The organism is Nocardioides sp. Z40_12, from assembly GCF_058215795.1.
Genome location: NZ_JBZAJA010000002.1, coordinates 33,826 through 48,425, shown reverse-complemented (window position 1 = coordinate 48,425; position 14,600 = coordinate 33,826). Strand labels below are relative to the sequence as shown.

The 14,600-nt window shown below is 72.5% G+C and carries 19 protein-coding genes; 9 read left to right on the top strand and 10 right to left on the bottom strand.

All coding sequences use genetic code 11. The features are described 5' to 3' along the window. Positions 1-5 precede the first annotated feature (5 nt). From AC4BG9_RS03370 to AC4BG9_RS03360, 3 genes are read right to left on the bottom strand one after another with little or no spacing between them, the layout of a single operon-like run. Positions 6-560: an NYN domain-containing protein gene (locus tag AC4BG9_RS03370; RefSeq protein WP_490569672.1), complete on the bottom strand. Its 555-nt coding sequence runs from the start codon at positions 558-560 to the stop codon at positions 6-8. A 7-nt stretch (positions 561-567) separates the two neighbouring features. Beyond that, positions 568-840, bottom strand: coding sequence for a MoaD/ThiS family protein (locus tag AC4BG9_RS03365; protein WP_490569671.1), 273 nt, complete (start codon positions 838-840; stop codon positions 568-570). After that, a complete protein-coding gene (locus AC4BG9_RS03360) occupies positions 840-1,304 on the bottom strand; it encodes a M67 family metallopeptidase (RefSeq protein ID WP_490569670.1) in 465 nt (154 codons plus the stop codon). The genes AC4BG9_RS03365 and AC4BG9_RS03360 overlap by 1 nt, the downstream gene beginning before the upstream one ends. Before the next feature lie 124 nt (positions 1,305-1,428). Here AC4BG9_RS03360 and AC4BG9_RS03355 point away from each other — a divergent pair, with 124 nt between their 5' ends. Next, a complete protein-coding gene (locus AC4BG9_RS03355; RefSeq protein ID WP_490569669.1) occupies positions 1,429-2,883 on the top strand; it encodes a matrixin family metalloprotease in 1,455 nt (484 codons plus the stop codon). A gap of 79 nt (positions 2,884-2,962) precedes the next feature. Here the strand turns inward: AC4BG9_RS03355 and AC4BG9_RS03350 are convergent, their stop codons facing one another. Together AC4BG9_RS03350 and clpS are read right to left on the bottom strand one after the other, a co-directional pair. Then, entirely contained in the window at positions 2,963-3,544 is a 582-nt protein-coding gene (locus AC4BG9_RS03350; protein ID WP_490569668.1) for a DUF2017 domain-containing protein, read from the bottom strand. Beyond that, positions 3,541-3,837 (bottom strand): ATP-dependent Clp protease adapter ClpS, encoded by a 297-nt coding sequence (gene clpS / locus AC4BG9_RS03345; RefSeq protein WP_490569667.1) that lies wholly within the window; start codon positions 3,835-3,837, stop codon positions 3,541-3,543. The genes AC4BG9_RS03350 and clpS overlap by 4 nt, the downstream gene beginning before the upstream one ends. Positions 3,838-3,863: 26 nt before the next feature. Between clpS and AC4BG9_RS03340 the strand changes: the two genes are divergently transcribed. Genes AC4BG9_RS03340 through AC4BG9_RS03330 form a run of 3 tightly spaced genes read left to right on the top strand, consistent with a single transcriptional unit; the run spans position 3,864 to position 6,609 of the window. Then, positions 3,864-5,180: a nicotinate phosphoribosyltransferase gene (locus tag AC4BG9_RS03340; protein WP_490569666.1), complete on the top strand. Its 1,317-nt coding sequence runs from the start codon at positions 3,864-3,866 to the stop codon at positions 5,178-5,180. 42 nt (positions 5,181-5,222) lie between these two features. Then, positions 5,223-5,828 (top strand): isochorismatase family protein, encoded by a 606-nt coding sequence (locus AC4BG9_RS03335; protein ID WP_490569665.1) that lies wholly within the window; start codon positions 5,223-5,225, stop codon positions 5,826-5,828. Beyond that, positions 5,821-6,609, top strand: coding sequence for an enoyl-CoA hydratase-related protein (locus AC4BG9_RS03330; RefSeq protein WP_490569664.1), 789 nt, complete (start codon positions 5,821-5,823; stop codon positions 6,607-6,609). Before AC4BG9_RS03335 ends, AC4BG9_RS03330 begins: the two co-directional genes overlap by 8 nt. Here the strand turns inward: AC4BG9_RS03330 and AC4BG9_RS03325 are convergent, their stop codons facing one another. Together AC4BG9_RS03325 and AC4BG9_RS03320 are read right to left on the bottom strand one after the other, a co-directional pair. Then, entirely contained in the window at positions 6,610-7,332 is a 723-nt protein-coding gene (locus tag AC4BG9_RS03325; RefSeq protein WP_490569663.1) for an RDD family protein, read from the bottom strand. Next, positions 7,329-7,868 (bottom strand): DUF1697 domain-containing protein, encoded by a 540-nt coding sequence (locus AC4BG9_RS03320; protein ID WP_490569662.1) that lies wholly within the window; start codon positions 7,866-7,868, stop codon positions 7,329-7,331. The genes AC4BG9_RS03325 and AC4BG9_RS03320 overlap by 4 nt, the downstream gene beginning before the upstream one ends. Before the next feature lie 82 nt (positions 7,869-7,950). On the opposite strand from AC4BG9_RS03320, the gene AC4BG9_RS03315 reads away from it, so the two are divergent. From AC4BG9_RS03315 to AC4BG9_RS03305, 3 genes are read left to right on the top strand one after another with little or no spacing between them, the layout of a single operon-like run. After that, positions 7,951-8,736 carry a transporter substrate-binding domain-containing protein gene (locus AC4BG9_RS03315; protein WP_490569661.1) on the top strand — a complete coding sequence of 262 codons (786 nt, stop codon included), beginning with the start codon at positions 7,951-7,953 and terminating at the stop codon, positions 8,734-8,736. A gap of 40 nt (positions 8,737-8,776) precedes the next feature. Further along, positions 8,777-9,568: an amino acid ABC transporter permease gene (locus AC4BG9_RS03310; RefSeq protein WP_490569660.1), complete on the top strand. Its 792-nt coding sequence runs from the start codon at positions 8,777-8,779 to the stop codon at positions 9,566-9,568. Further along, positions 9,568-10,362 (top strand): amino acid ABC transporter ATP-binding protein, encoded by a 795-nt coding sequence (locus AC4BG9_RS03305; RefSeq protein WP_490569659.1) that lies wholly within the window; start codon positions 9,568-9,570, stop codon positions 10,360-10,362. Before AC4BG9_RS03310 ends, AC4BG9_RS03305 begins: the two co-directional genes overlap by 1 nt. An 18-nt stretch (positions 10,363-10,380) precedes the next feature. Here the strand turns inward: AC4BG9_RS03305 and AC4BG9_RS03300 are convergent, their stop codons facing one another. Next, a complete protein-coding gene (locus AC4BG9_RS03300) occupies positions 10,381-11,289 on the bottom strand; it encodes a LysR family transcriptional regulator ArgP (RefSeq protein WP_490569658.1) in 909 nt (302 codons plus the stop codon). Between the two features lie 72 nt (positions 11,290-11,361). Here AC4BG9_RS03300 and AC4BG9_RS03295 point away from each other — a divergent pair, with 72 nt between their 5' ends. Beyond that, positions 11,362-11,961: a LysE/ArgO family amino acid transporter gene (locus AC4BG9_RS03295; protein WP_490569657.1), complete on the top strand. Its 600-nt coding sequence runs from the start codon at positions 11,362-11,364 to the stop codon at positions 11,959-11,961. Positions 11,962-12,180: 219 nt separating this feature from the next. On the opposite strand, the gene hppD is transcribed toward AC4BG9_RS03295, so the two are convergent. After that, entirely contained in the window at positions 12,181-13,425 is a 1,245-nt protein-coding gene (gene hppD / locus AC4BG9_RS03290) for a 4-hydroxyphenylpyruvate dioxygenase (protein ID WP_490569656.1), read from the bottom strand. An 82-nt stretch (positions 13,426-13,507) separates the two neighbouring features. Here hppD and AC4BG9_RS03285 point away from each other — a divergent pair, with 82 nt between their 5' ends. Then, complete coding sequence (locus AC4BG9_RS03285; protein ID WP_490569655.1) at positions 13,508-14,047, top strand: Lrp/AsnC family transcriptional regulator; 540 nt, start codon at positions 13,508-13,510, stop codon at positions 14,045-14,047. On the opposite strand, the gene AC4BG9_RS03280 is transcribed toward AC4BG9_RS03285, so the two are convergent. Further along, on the bottom strand, positions 13,962-14,600 hold the full coding sequence (locus AC4BG9_RS03280) for an IclR family transcriptional regulator (RefSeq protein WP_490569654.1): 639 nt from the start codon (positions 14,598-14,600) through the stop codon (positions 13,962-13,964). The genes AC4BG9_RS03285 and AC4BG9_RS03280 overlap by 86 nt on opposite strands.

Genomic DNA, 14,600 nt, shown 5'->3' with positions numbered 1-14,600 from the left:
GCCGCTCAGCGCAGGAACTGCTCGGGGTCGAAGTCGTCGAGCGAGATGATCCGGACCCGCGGGAGCGGGACGTTGAAGGCCGCCACGTCGTCCTCTAGGTCGTGCAGCTCCAGGCCGAGCGCGTCGAAGCGGGAGCTGGCGTACTCGCGGAGCGCCGCGACCGCGACCCGGCGCCGGCCGCCGAGGAGGGCGGCGAGGTGGTCGGCGAAGTCGGCGTCATGGCTGACCAGCAGGACGTCGTCGTCCCGGTCGACCAGCGCGGCGAGGGTGCGCTGGATACCGATGTCGACGACCTTCTCGTCGGCCCGGCCGGCCAGCGGGATCGGCCGGTAACCCATCGCCAGCAGCGCCTGGACGAAGGTCTGCGGGAACTGCCCGCTGGTGGCGTTGAGGAAGAACAGGCCGACGACCGGCTGGTCCCACAGCTCCTCGGCGTAGTCGGTGACGCGCTCCCAGCGGGGGCGCTCCTCGGGGAGGGGACGCCGGCCCAGCAGCGAGTTGCCGAGGGTGGCGTCGATGTTCTCCCCGTCGACGAGGACGAAGGTGCGCCGACCGGTCACGGCGCGCTCAGCCGCCGGCGACGGCCGGCAGCACGACGACCTGGTCGCCGTCGCTGAGCCCGGCCTCCAGGCCACCGATGAAGCGGACGTCCTCGTCGTTGACGTAGACGTTGACGAAGCGGCGCAGGTCGCCGCCGTCGAGCAGTCGCTCGGCGAGGCCGGGGTACTTGGCCTCGAGGTCGTCGATGAGCGCGGCGAGGGTCGCACCCTCTCCCGTCACGGCCTTCTCGCCGTCGGTGTAGGTGCGCAGGATGGTGGGGATCCGGACCTCGATGGCCATCAGTCGTTGCTCCTCGGTGTGGGTGAGTCCGCGTCGACGAGGACGACCTCTTCCTCGGTCACCTCGCCGTCCACGATTCTGTAGGACCTGAACTCCACGGAGCCGTCGTTATTCCCCCCGGCGCCGTCGAAGCAGTCGCGGGTGCTGACCAGGACGTAGTGGGCGCCCGGCTCGCTGGCCAGGCCGACGTCGGTGCGGCTGGGGTAGGCCTCGGTGGCGGTGTGGGAGTGGTAGACCACGACCGGCTCCTCGTCGTTGTCCCACATCTCCTTGTAGAGCGCGAGCAGCTCGGTGGAGTCGAACTCGTAGAACGTCGGGCTGCTGGCGGCGTTGACCATCTCCACGAGCCGCAGCGGGGTGTCGCTGCCCTCGGGGCCGGCCACGATGCCGCAGGCCTCGTCAGGGTGGTCGCGCTTGGCGTGGGCGACGATGGCGTCGTGGATCGCCCGACTGATGGTCAACACGTCCCGAATCCTAAGACGGCCGTGGTCGGGGCGGGCCGCCGCGTCTCACCGGCAGGCGTGCGGGCCGCGACGAGATCGGCCGTACCACTGCCCAGGACGGGGCCCGACGGGTTAGCGTCTGCGCGTGCCCGCTGAGAAGTCGCGTCGTCGGACCCGACGCCCCACCCTGTCCCCGTTCTCCTCCGCCGTGACGGCGGCGCTCGTCGCGCTCGCGCTGCTGGTGCCCACCACGCTGCTGGGGCAGGCCTCCGCCGCCCCGACACCCGCCGGCCCGTCCCCCGCCCTCGCGGAGCGAGCGGCGGCGCCGGCCGGCGTCGTCGCGGCCCGGCGGGCGCGGATCAAGGTGAAGGCCCCCAGCACGGTCGAGACGGGCGGCCGCTTCGCCGTCCGCGGCCGGGTCAAGGCCGGCTCCGGCAAGCGCGTGGTCACCCTCACCGAGAAGCGGGGCAAGCGCTGGAAGAAGGTCGGCCGCGACCGGAGCAACCGCAAGGGCGTCTTCAAGATCCGGGTCAAGGCCGGGTCGCAGGAGAAGCGCCGCAAGTTCCGCGTCCAGGCACGTGCCGGAAAGCGCGTGGTCGCCACCAGCCGCTTCAAGGTCAAGGTCGAGACCCCGCGGGCGCCCACCGTGGTGGCCGCCACCTGGTCGGCGGTGACGGCACCGCTCGACTCGCCCGTCACCGTGAGCGGCACCGTGAGCGCCGTCGACGCGGCGGGCCGCCCGGCCCACCTGCAGATCGAGCTGCCCACCGGCTGGCGCGACGTGACCAGCGTCCCGGTCAACCCTGACGGCACCTTCGCGCTCACCGTCCCCACCGACTGGCTCAGCTCCCTGCCCATGCGGATCCACGTGCCGGCGAGCGCGGCGAGCGCCGAGGGCGTCTCCGCCTCCTCGCTCCTGACCGTCACCCCGACCTGGGCGCCGCCCGGCTCCCCCACCGACTGGACAGAGCTCGGCCCCAGCAACCCGCTGCGCTACGACCCGTGCCAGGTGATCACCTACCGCACCAACCTGGAGCAGGCGCCCCCCAGCGCCGCCGCCGCGATCCCCGAGGCACTGCGCCGGGTCACCCTGGCGACCGGCCTGCGCTTCCAGGACGTCGGCGCCACGTCCGCGATCTTCGACGGCAAGGGCGCGCACGCGGCCTACCCCGGCGACGCCACGCTCATCATCGGGTTCGGCACCTCCGCCCAGACCAACGCGCCCTTCGGCCCCACCAGCCCCACCATCGGCTGGGGTGGCTCCGCCGACGGTCGCCCCGCCCGCAGCAAGGTGCTCGGCGACGTCTGGCAGATCGTCAAGGGCGGGGCCGTCCTCAAGGCCGACCACCCCTGGGCCGAGGCCGAGCTGCTCGAGACGCTGATCCACGAGGTCGGCCACGCCGTGGGACTGGGCCACGCACTCGCGCCCGAGCAGGTGATGTATCCGGTCTCCGAGGGCAACAACCTGCTCTGGGGCGCCGGTGACCTCACCGGCCTCAGGTCGGCGGGCCTGGCGTCCGGGTGCCTGACCCCGGTCGGCGCCGGCGGTGACGGGCGCACCGACCAGGACCGGTTCCCCGGCGTGGTCGCGCTGCCCTGAGGCACCCCCGGCAGCCGGGGCTCGTCCCCGGCCGGCCGGCTCGGACCCCGGCTCGGATCCTTGACCCTGGTGGCCGCTCTCAGCTGAGAGCGGCCACCAGGGTCTCCTGCAGGTAGCCCACCCACTCGTAGATGTCGTGCGCCTGGGCCCGCGGGTCCTCCTCCGGGAGGGACGCCCAGTACTCCTCGTCGTCCTCCTCGACCTCCAGCCGGGTGGCGAGGGCGAGGCGGATGTCGTTGAGCGCCCGGAGCCAGTCCTGCGCCTCCGCGGGCTCGAGCTCGACGTCGATCATCAGCCCGTCGTCGTCCAGCTCGGGCGGCAGCCCCGCCTCCTCGAGCGCCTCGATGACGACGATCGCCGTCCGCGCCTTGCCGTCGCGCAGGGCTCCCTCGGTGTAGCGGCGGAACTCCGCGGCCGCCTCGTCGTCGTCGCGGTAGGCGGTCGGGAAGAGCCGCAGCAGCACCGGGTCCTCCGGCTCGGCGGTGGGCCCGGAGAAGTCGAGCATCGCCTCCAGGGGGTCCACCTCGCTGGACGGCACCGCGCGCTCGTTGCGCAGCAGCTCGACCACCTGGGAGGCGAGCGAGCGGAGCAGGTCGGCCTCGAACCCGGTGAAGTTGGCGATCGTCCGCCCGCTGCGCCGGTGCCGGGCGAAGCCGGTCACGAGGCCCGCTCCATCGTCGCCCACAGCCCGAACTCGTGCATCGCCTGCACGTCTCGCTCCATCTCCTCGCGGGATCCGGTGCTGACCGCGGAGCGACCCTCCTCGTGGACCTCCATCATCAGCCGCTCGGCCTTCTTCTTGTCGTAGCCGAAGTAGGTGCGGAAGACGTAGGTCACGTAGGACATCAGGTTGACCGGGTCGTTCCACACGATCGTCACCCAGGGCCGGTCCAGGAAGGTCGACTCGTCCGGGTTCAGGTCGGGTTCCACCTCGACGGGGCTCGCAGCAGACACGCCCTCATCGTGGCACAGTGTCCGGCGTGAGCCACCCGACCCCCGCGGACCTCTCCTCCACCGCCCTGCTGACCGACCACTACGAGCTGACCATGCTCCAGGCGGCCCTGGCCTCCGGCACCGCCGAGCGCCGGTCGGTCTTCGAGCTCTTCGGCCGCAGGCTCCCCGAGGGGCGGCGCTACGGGGTCGTCGCGGGCGTGGGCCGGGCCCTCGACCTCATCGAGAGGTTCCGCTTCGACGACACCGTGCTGGGCTACCTCGACGAGAACCGGGTCGTCGACGAGCAGACGCTGGCCTGGCTCGCCGACTTCGAGTTCACCGGCGACGTCTGGGGCTACCAGGAGGGCGAGGTCTACTTCCCCTACTCCCCGCTGGTGGTGGTGGAGTCCAGCTTCGCCGAAGCGGTCGTCCTGGAGACGATGCTCCTCTCGGTCTACAACCACGACTCCGCCATCGCCTCCGCCGCCTCCAGGATGACCTGGGCCGCCCAGGGCCGGCCGTGCATCGAGATGGGCTCGCGGCGCACCCACGAGGAGGCCGCCGTCGCGGCCGCGCGGGCCGCCTACGTGGCGGGCTTCGAGAGCACCTCCAACCTGGCGGCCGGCCAGCGTCACCGGATCCCGACCACCGGCACCTCGGCCCACAGCTTCACCCTCCTGCACGACACCGAGGCGCAGGCGTTCCGCGCCCAGGTGACGTCGCTGGGCGTGGGCACGACCCTGCTGGTCGACACCTACGACATCGCCGAGGCGGTCCGCCTCGGCGTCGAGGTGGCCGGGCCCACGCTGGGCGCCGTCCGCCTCGACTCCGGCGACCTCGGCCTGCTGGCCCACCAGGTCCGCCACCAGCTGGACGCCCTGGGTGCCACCGGGACCCGCATCGTGGTGACCAGCGACCTCGACGAGTTCGCGATCGCCGCGCTCGCCGCCGCACCGGTCGACGGGTACGGCGTCGGCACCCAGCTGGTGACCGGGTCCGGGCACCCGACCAGCGGCTTCGTCTACAAGCTGGTCAGCCGGGCCGACGAGACGGGGGCGATGGTGCCGGTGGCCAAGCGGAGCAAGGACAAGGCCTCGGTCGGCGGCCGGAAGTTCGCGCTGCGTCGCCGCCGTCCCGACGGGACCGCGCAGGCGGAGGTGGTCGGGATCGGCAGCCTCCCCGTCGACGACGGCGACGACCGGGCGCTGCTGGTGCCGCTGGTGCGCGACGGCGAGGTGGTGGGCCGCGAGCCCCTCGCCGCGGCCCGCCGCCGTCACCTGGCCAGTCGCGAGGAGCTGCCGCTGCCCGCCCGCCAGCTGAGCAAGGGCCAGCCGGCGATCGAGACGATCCACCTGGACGCCTGAGGGCTCCCGCTCCCGGCGGTCCGGGCGGGCTAGCCTCGGTCCATGACTCGCGCACTCATCGTCGTGGACGTGCAGAACGACTTCTGCGAGGGCGGCTCGCTGCCGGTGGCCGGCGGTGCCCGGGTGGCCACCGAGATCGCCGCGCTGCTCGCTCGGTGGCAGACGGGGCGCGCCGGGCAGCCGGGGCAGCCCGGCGAGAGGGAGCAGGCGGAGGACTACTCCCACGCGGTGGCCACCAAGGACCACCACATCGATCCGGGCGCGCACTGGTCGGCCGAGCCCGACTTCGTGGACTCCTGGCCCGTGCACTGCGAGGTGGGCACCGACGGCGAGGCCTTCCACCCCAACCTCGACCCGCAGCCCTTCGACGCGGTCTTCCTCAAGGGCGAGCACGCCGCGGCCTACTCGGGCTTCGAGGGGGCGACCGCGCAGGGGGTCGCGCTGGCGCAGTGGCTGCGCGAGCGCGGCGTCGAGGAGGTCGACGTCTGCGGGATCGCCACCGACCACTGCGTGCGGGCCACCGCCCTGGACGCGGTCGCCGAGGGCTTCGCCACCCGGGTGCTCGTCGACCTCTGCGCCGGGGTGGCCCCCGACACCACGCAGGCGGCGCTGACGGCGCTCGAGGCCGCCGGGGTCCGCCTTGCCTGACCTCGAGGTCTCCTGCCACGCGGGGGTGCTGCGGGTGGTGATGGACCGTCCGGAGGTGCGCAACGCGCTGACCGCCGGGATGGTCGAGGACCTGACCGGCCTGCTCGAGGGCCTGCCCGCACGCGACGACGTGCGCGTGGTCTTGCTCGGCGGCCGCGGCGGCGCGTTCAGCTCGGGGGCCGACCTGTCGGACCAGGCCGGCCGGCCCGCTCAGGAGGGCCTCGACGTCAGCGCGATGGACCGGGCCAACCGCCTGGTCCGCGCGGTCGTGCGCGCCGACCAGCCGGTGGTGGCGGCCGTCGACGGGGTGGCCGCCGGGTTCGGCTGCTCCCTCGCGCTCGCCTGCGACCTGGTGGTGGCCAGCCCCCGCGCGTCGTTCCTGCTCGCCTTCGCCCGGGTCGGCCTGATGCCGGACGGCGGCGCCACCGCCTCCGTGGCCGCGGCCGTGGGCCGCGCCCGCGCGATGCGGATGGCGCTGCTGGGCGACGCGCTCTCGGGCCACGAGGCCTACGAGGCCGGGCTGGTCTCCCACCTGGCCGCGGGCGAGGGGAGCGACGGGTTCGAGGCACAGGTGGAGGAGCTGGTCCGGCGGCTGGCGGCCGGACCCCCGCTCGCCCACACCGCCACGAAGAGGGCGGTCAACGCCGCCACCCTCGACCTGCTGGAGCCGGCCCTGGAGACCGAACGGCGCAACCAGTCGCTGCTGCTGCGCACCGCGGACGCCGCGGAGGGCGTGCTGGCCTTCATCGAGCGGCGCCGCCCGCACTTCCGCGGGCGCTGATCAGCGGGTCCGGACCACGCAGGTCTCGGACCACGTCTCGTGGAGGCCGCGTCGGTTGTTGCCCTCCAGCACGCCGTAGCCGGCGATGCACAGCCAGGCGAAGCCGCCCATCGTGTCGAGACCGGGCAGCGCCGCACCCGCGAAGATCACCGAGCCGCACGCGGTGCGCAGCACGAGCTGGGCCCGGGTGAGCCGCGTGTGCTCGAGCCACGGCCGGACGCCGATGCCCATCGCCTGCTGGCCCACGGTCGCGCCCTGCCGGGACAGGAGGGTGAGGTGGTAGACCCAGAAGACCAGCAACGGCATGAGGCCGGTGGCCCACTCCAGCACGGCGCTGGGATCCCCGTCGCCGCGGTGGAGCGCGGCGGAGGTGAGCCCCTCCAGCGGCAGGGCGATCAGGGCGACCAGGACCATGTCGAGGAAGAACGCCGCGATCCTCGGCCCGAACGGGGCCAGCGCCACGCCGTACGGGGTCACCGCCTCCGTCCGGGGACGCTGCGGGACCGGCGGGGCCGGGGGCGGCGGCTCCGGCACCGCCGGCATCACCGGGCTGTGGACCGCGGGTCCCCCGGGCGCGGGCGGCGTGAAGCGGTCGTGCACGTCGTCGGGCATCGAGAGCCGGGTGTGGGCCGTCCACTGCACGCCGTTCCACCACCGCTCGGCTGCCGGGTGCGGCACCTCCGGGTCGGCGTACCAACCCTCCGGGGTCTCGCCGGGGATCATCGGCACCACCTCTGCGCCAGGGTCCGGACGACGGTCACGTTACGGGCGGTTCCGACGCCGAGCCGCTCCATCGCCTTGCTGCCGGCCAGGCGGGACTCGTGGAACCCCTTCTGCAGCAACAGGTGCGCGGCCCGGTCGCCGACCACCAGCAGCTCGCCGTCCACCGATCTTTCCTGCAGGGCGGCCACGGCCTCGGGCGTCGGGGGCTCCTTCAGCAACGTGATGTAGTGGGAGGCGGGCTCGCCCAGCTCCTCCCACAGCTCGTCCGCCCGGGCGGCCACCGCGACCAGCTCGGCGGGCCGCAGGACGATGGTCGGGACCTCGAAGCCCCGGTCCGCGGCGAACGCCGCCTCCAGGTCGCGGGAGACCGCGGCGGCCGAGCGGCGCGGGGAGGTGAGCAGCACGTTCCCGGTGTTGAGGTGGGTCCGCACCCCGGTGGCCCCGGTCGCCTCCACGGCAGCCTGCAGCTCGGCCTTGGGGAACTTCCGCAGCGGCCCGAGGTTGATGGCGCGGAGGAACGCGACGTACGTGCTCACCCAGGCATTCTGGCCGAACCGGCGCCACACCGGGCGCGAGCCGAGGAGACGTGGGACACGTTCGAGGCGATAGCGTGACGGGATGACCCTTCGCGCCCTCGCCTCCAGCGCCGGTCTCGTGGCCGCCGCCCTCGTCCTGAGCAGCTGTGCCACCGACACCGAGACCACCACCACCGAGTCGGGTGTCGAGCTCGTGAAGGACGGCGTCCTCACGATCTGCACCCACCTGCCCTACGAGCCGTTCGAGTTCACCGAGGGCGGCGAGGTCGTCGGCTTCGACGTCGACGTGCTCAAGATCGCCGCCGAGGCCGAGGGCCTGGACACCGACGTCGTCGACATCGGCTGGGAGGCCATCGTCTCGGGCGAGGCCCTCAACACCGGTCAGTGCGACGTGGCGGCCGGCGCCATGTCGATCACCGACGAGCGCGAGGCCGTGATGGACTTCTCCGACTCCTACTTCGAGGCCAAGCAGGCCCTGATGATGAAGACCGGGGCGGGCTACGAGTCGCTCGACGACCTCGCCGGCAAGAAGATCGCGGTCCAGGACGCCACCACCGGCGCCGACTTCGCCCGGGACAACGCCCCGGAGGACGCGGAGATCATCTCCTTCGAGGACTCCGCGCTGATGCAGCAGGCGGTCAAGACCGGCCGCGCCGACGCCGGGGTCAACGACAACGGCCTGCTCAACTACTTCGCCAGCCAGAACCCCGACGTCGAGGTCGGCGCCGAGTTCGAGACCGGGGACGTCTACGGCTTCTCGGTGAAGAAGGACGGCAACGACGAGCTGCTCGAGGTCATCAACGACGCCATCGCCAGCGACGACTACGACACAGCGCACGAGAAGTGGTTCGGCACCTCCGCCGGGTGACGAGCACCCCCCTCCCGAACCGCCGCCAAGGAGGATGACCATGGCGAGTCCCCGTCAGCGCGCTGCCAGATGGCGTGCGGTCCAGTACGCCGTCCTCGTCGTCGCCGTCGTGGTCGTCGCGCTGGTGACCGACTGGACGCAGCTCCAGCGGGCGTTCTTCAGCTGGGAGGTGGTCAAGGACCAGTTCCCGCGGGTGCTGACGATCGCGCTCAAGAACACGATCATCTACACCGCCTGCGGCTTCGCCTTCGGCCTGGCCCTCGGGCTGGTGCTCGCCCTCATGCGGCTCTCCAGCGTGGGGCCCTACCGGTGGCTCGCCACCGGCGTGATCGAGCTCTTCCGCGGACTCCCGGCCCTGGTCGTCTTCATCGCCCTGGGCTACGGCATCCCGCTGGCCTTCCCGGGCTACGCCATCCCCTTCGGCAACCTCGGGACGGTCACCACGGCCCTGGGCCTGGTCGGCGGCGCCTACATGGCAGAGACCATCCGGGCGGGGATCCAGGCCGTCCCGAAGGGACAGATGGAGGCGGCCCGCTCGCTGGGGATGTCGCACTCCCGGGCGATGGTCAGCGTGGTGGTGCCGCAGGCGTTCCGGATCATCCTGCCGCCCCTCACCAACGAGCTGATCCTGCTCACCAAGGACTCCTCGCTCATCTACATCCTGGGGCTGTCGCTGACGAGCTACGAGCTGACCAAGTTCGGTCGCGAGGGGATGAACACCGCCGCGAACCTGACCCCCATCATCGTGATCGGCTTCTGCTACCTGCTGATCACGGTGCCGCTGTCGATCGTCGTACGCCGCCTCGAGAGCCGTGCGGAGAGGGCCCGCTGATGACCACCGACGAGACCACCCCCACCAGCCACGAGGGCGCTGCCGGCCGGGCCGCCGACCGCGGCGCGGCCGCGATCGACGTCCAGGACCTGCACAAGTCCTTCGGGAGCAACGAGGTCCTCAAGGGCATCGACTTCCACGTGGCCCACGGTGAGGTGGTCTGCGTGATCGGGCCGTCAGGGTCGGGCAAGTCGACCCTGCTGCGCTGCGTCAACATGCTGGAGACCCCGACCAGCGGCCGGATCTTCGTCGAGGGCGAGGAGATCACCGACCCCGACGCCGACGTCGACAAGCTCCGCTCGCGGATCGGGATGGTCTTCCAGTCGTTCAACCTGTTCCCGCACATGACGGTGCTGCGCAACCTGACGATCGCCCAGGAGAAGGTCGCGGGCCGCAAGAAGGCGGAGGCGGTCGAGATCGCCCGTGCCAACCTCGCCAAGGTCGGGCTGGCCGACCGGGAGAAGGCCTACCCGGCACACCTCTCGGGCGGGCAGCAGCAGCGGGTGGCGATCGCCCGGGCGCTCTCCATGCAGCCGGACATGATGCTCTTCGACGAGCCGACCTCCGCGCTCGACCCCGAGCTGGTCGGCGACGTCCTGCAGGTCATGAAGGACCTCGCTGCCGAGGGCATGACCATGATGGTGGTCACCCACGAGATGGGGTTCGCCCGCGAGGTGGGCGACAACCTGGTCTTCATGGACGACGGCGTCATCGTGGAGGAGGGCGACCCGGCAGCGGTGCTGGCCGACCCGCACCACGAGCGCACCCGGGCTTTCCTCTCCAAGGTCCTCTGACCACCCTGGCCAGGGCGCTCAGCCGAACCAGTCCAGGGCGGTCCGGGTGACCGCGGCGGTGAGGTCGGTGATCACCGGCGACTCCAGCCGCCAGTGCTGCCAGAAGAGCGGCACGTCCACGTGCCGGCCCGGGGCCAGCTCGACCAGCCGCCCGCCGGCAAGGTCGCGGGCCGCGTGACTCTCCAGGACCATCCCCCACCCCATCCCCCGGCGGACCGCGGACTCGAACTCGTTGACCGAGGGGACGTAGGTCACCGGTGGTGTCAGCCGCCGCCGGGTGAGCCGGCGGAGGAAGTCGTGCTGCAGGGTGTCGGTGCGGTCGAAGGCGATCATCGGCGCCCGCTCCAGCGCCGCCGTGGTCGTGCCGTCGGGCAGGTGGTCGCGCACCCAGCCCGGGGTGGCCGCGGCGAGGTAGCGCATCCTGCCGAGCTGGACCACCCGGCACCCCGGGACGGGCCGGGGGTCGGAGGTGACCGCGGCCATCACGTCGCCGCGCCGCAGCCGCTCGGCGGTGCGGGTCTGGTCCTCGCGGACCAGCTCGAAGGTGACCCGGTGCCGGGACTGCACCTGGACCAGTGCGTCGATCAGCCACGTGTGCAGCGCGTCGGCGTTGACCGCGAGCGGCACCGCGGCGTACGGCGCGTCCTCGTCGTCGTCGACCTCGGTCAGCTCGGCGACCGCCTCCCGCTCGAGCAGCTCGGTCTGTGCGGCCAGCCGGACCAGCACCTGGCCGGCCTCGGTGGTCTCGAGCGGCTTGACCCGGTGCAGCAGCACCCGGCCCACGCGCGCCTCGAGCGCCTTGATCCGTTGACTGACCGCCGACGGGGTGACGTGCAGCTCGCGAGCCGCCGCCTCGAAGGTGCCGAGCCGCACCGCGACTGCCAGAGTGCGAAGTGCGACGGGGTCCAGCTGGGTGAGTTCTTTCACACCAGAGATTCTAATGATTCCCCAGAATAGTTTGCTGGTCTTAATGACGGCGAGTCCCTAGCGTTCTCTGCTGTGTGGAACGTCGTCCTCGCCGGTCTCGTCACCGGCCTCGCCCTCATCGTCGCCATCGGCGCCCAGAACGCCTTCGTCCTCCGCCAGGGGATCCGGGGCGAACACGTGCTCCCGATCGTGGTCACCTGCCTGGTCTCCGACGTCGTCGCGATGACCGCCGGCGTCGCCGGGCTGGGCGTCGTGCTCGAGCGGTGGCCGGGCGTGCTGCCGCTCGCCCAGGTGCTCGGCGGCGTCTACCTGATCGGCTTCGGCCTGCACGCCGCGATGCGCGCCTGGCGGCCCAAGGGCCTGGACTCCGAGACCGGCTCCACGATGACCTGGCAGCGGGCGGTGCTCACCACGCTGGCGCTGACCTGGCTCAACCCGCACTTCTACCTCGACGCCGTGCTGATGCTCGGCACCGTGGCCAACAGCTTCGGCGCCGACCGCTGGTGGTTCCTGCTCGGCACCGTGCTCGCGAGCACCACCTGGTTCTTCGCGCTCGGCTACGGCGCCCGCCTGCTCCGCGGCCTCTTCGCCCGCCCCTCGGCCTGGCGGGTCCTGGACTCCGCGATCGCCGTGGTGATGGGGGCGCTCGGCGTGGGACTCATCCTGCACTGACCCACCGCACCCCCGCCTCACGCCGGCCTCGCACCCGCCTCGCACCCGCCTCGCACCGGCGTACGTCATCACCAGCGGTCGCTGACGCGACCGTCCGCGATGACGTCTTCCCGAGCCGCCCGCGGACGTCATCACCAGCGGTGGCGCCCGCCACCAGCTGTGATGACGTCCGGGGCGAGCCGCCGGGGCCGGCAGGGGGTCAGGCCGGTGGGGCGGGCCTCAGAGGTTGCCGCGGGCGTCCTGCTCGCGCTCGATCGCCTCGAAGAGCGCCTTGAAGTTGCCCTTGCCGAAGCCGAGCGACCCGTGGCGCTCGATGAACTCGTAGAAGACCGTCGGGCGGTCGCCGACCGGCTTGGTGAAGATCTGCAGCAGGTAGCCGTCCTCGTCGCGGTCGACCAGGATGCCGCGTCGCTTCAGCTCCTCGATCGGCACCCGCACCTCGCCGATGCGGGCCCGGAGCTCGGGGTCGTCGTAGTAGGAGTCGGGCGTGGTCAGGAACTCGACGCCGTTGTCGCGCAGCAGGTCGACGGTGCGCAGGATGTCCCCGGTCGCCAGCGCGATGTGCTGGCAGCCCGCGCCGTCGTAGAACTCCAGGTACTCGTCGATCTGCGACTTCTTCTTCGCGACCGCCGGCTCGTTGAGCGGGAACTTCACCCGGTGGTTGCCGCTCGCCACCACCTTCGACATCAGCGCGGAGTAGTCGGTGGCGATGTCGTCGCCGATGAACTCGGCCATGTTGGTGAAGCCCAGCACCTTGTTGTAGAACGCCACCCACTCGTCCATCCGGCCGAGCTCGACGTTGCCGACGCAGTGGTCGACGGCCTGGAAGAGCCGGCGCGGGTGCCCCTCCCGGCGTACGACGGTCGACGACCTGGCCACGTAGCCCGGCAGGTAGGGCCCCCGGTAGCGGCTCCGGTCGACCAGGGTATGGCGGGTCTCGCCGTACGTCGCGACGGCCGCCGTCCGCACCGTGCCGTGCTCGTCGGAGACGTCGTGCGGCTCCACCAGGATCCTCGCCCCCGCCGCCCGGGCGTGCGCGATGCACTTGTCGACGTCGGGGACCTCGAGCGCGAGGTCGACCACGCCGTCGCCGTGCCGGCGGTGGTGGTCGAGCAAGGGGCTGTCGGGCGTCACCCCGCCGGTCAGCACGAAGCGGGCCGAGCCCGACCGCAGCACGTAGGACTTGGCGTCCCGGCGCCCGGTCTCGGGTCCCTGGTAGGCCTCGAGCTCCATGCCGAAGGCCAGCTGGTAGAAGCCGGCCGCCTGGGTGGCGTTGCCGACCACGAAGACGATCGCATCCATCGCGGTGACCGGGAACGGGTCGCTGGAGGCGTCGTACTCCACCAGCCCGACGAGCTCGCGCAGCTGCTCCAGGGTCAGGTCGGCGCGCAGCTCCTCGGCGGTCAGGGCGGCGCCGGTGGAGGGGCGGCCGGCAGCGGGCACGTCGGCGGAGATCTGTGTCATGGGTCACAGAGTGTCCATGCCGGACAGCATGTGCAATCGTGGCCCGACACACCGGACAACCTGTACACCCGGGAGCCGCTGCATGGACCACTTGGACGTCACGCTGCTCGACCTCTTCTGCCACGAGCCGCGGATCGGCGTCCTGGAGGCCTCCCGGCGGCTCGGGGTCGCCCGGGGCACCGTCCAGGCCCGGCTCGACCGGCTGGCCGCCTCGGGGGTGATCGTCGACTGGGCGCCGCAGCTCTCCCCCGAGGCGCTGGGCTACCCGGTGACGGCGTTCCTGACCCTGGAGATCCGGCAGGGATCCGGGCACGACGCGGTCGCCCGCCACCTGGCCGCGGTCCCGGAGGTGCTCGAGGTGCACACCATCACCGGCGCCGGAGACATGTGGGCCCGGGTCGTCGCCCGCTCCAACGCCGACCTGCAACGGGTGATCGACCTGGTGCTCGACGACCCCGCCATCGTGCGCAGCTCGACCGTCATCGCGCTGGCCGAGCAGGTGGCCCACCGGGTGCTCCCCCTGGCCCACGACGCCGTCAGCGCAGGCGCCGAGCCACCTCGTCGGCGGCGGCCACCACCCGCGGAGCCACGACCGACTCGTCGACCGGCTGCCCCAGGGTGACGATGCCCACCGAGGCATCGAGGCCCTGGACGCCGCGCACCGGCGCGGAGAGGCCGTGCGCGCCGGACTGGAGCTCACCCTGGGTCGCCACGTAGCCGGCCTGGGACGACGTCCGCGCCATCAGGATGGCCTTGCCCGCGGCACCCTGGCTGAGCGGGTGCCGGGCGCCGACGCGGTAGGCGACGTGGAAGTCGGTCCAGGACGGCTCGACCACGGCCAGCGCCAGCGCCTCGTCGCCGTCGGCCACGGTGAGGTGGGCGGTGCACCCCACGGTCTCGGCCAGCTGGCGCAGCACCGGGACGGCGAGGTCGCGCACCACCGGCTGGACCGCCGATGCGAGGTGGAGCACCCCCAGGCCCACCTGGAGCCGCCCCTGGGGGCCCCGCCGGACCAGGCCGTGCTGCTCGAGGGTGGAGACGAGCCGGTAGACGACCGTGCGGTTGACCCCGAGCCGGGTGCCGAGCTCGGTGACGGTGAGCCCGTCGGGCTCCCCCGCCAGCGTGACGAGCACCCGGATCCCCCTGTCGAGGGTCTGCGAGGTCTCGGCCGCCAT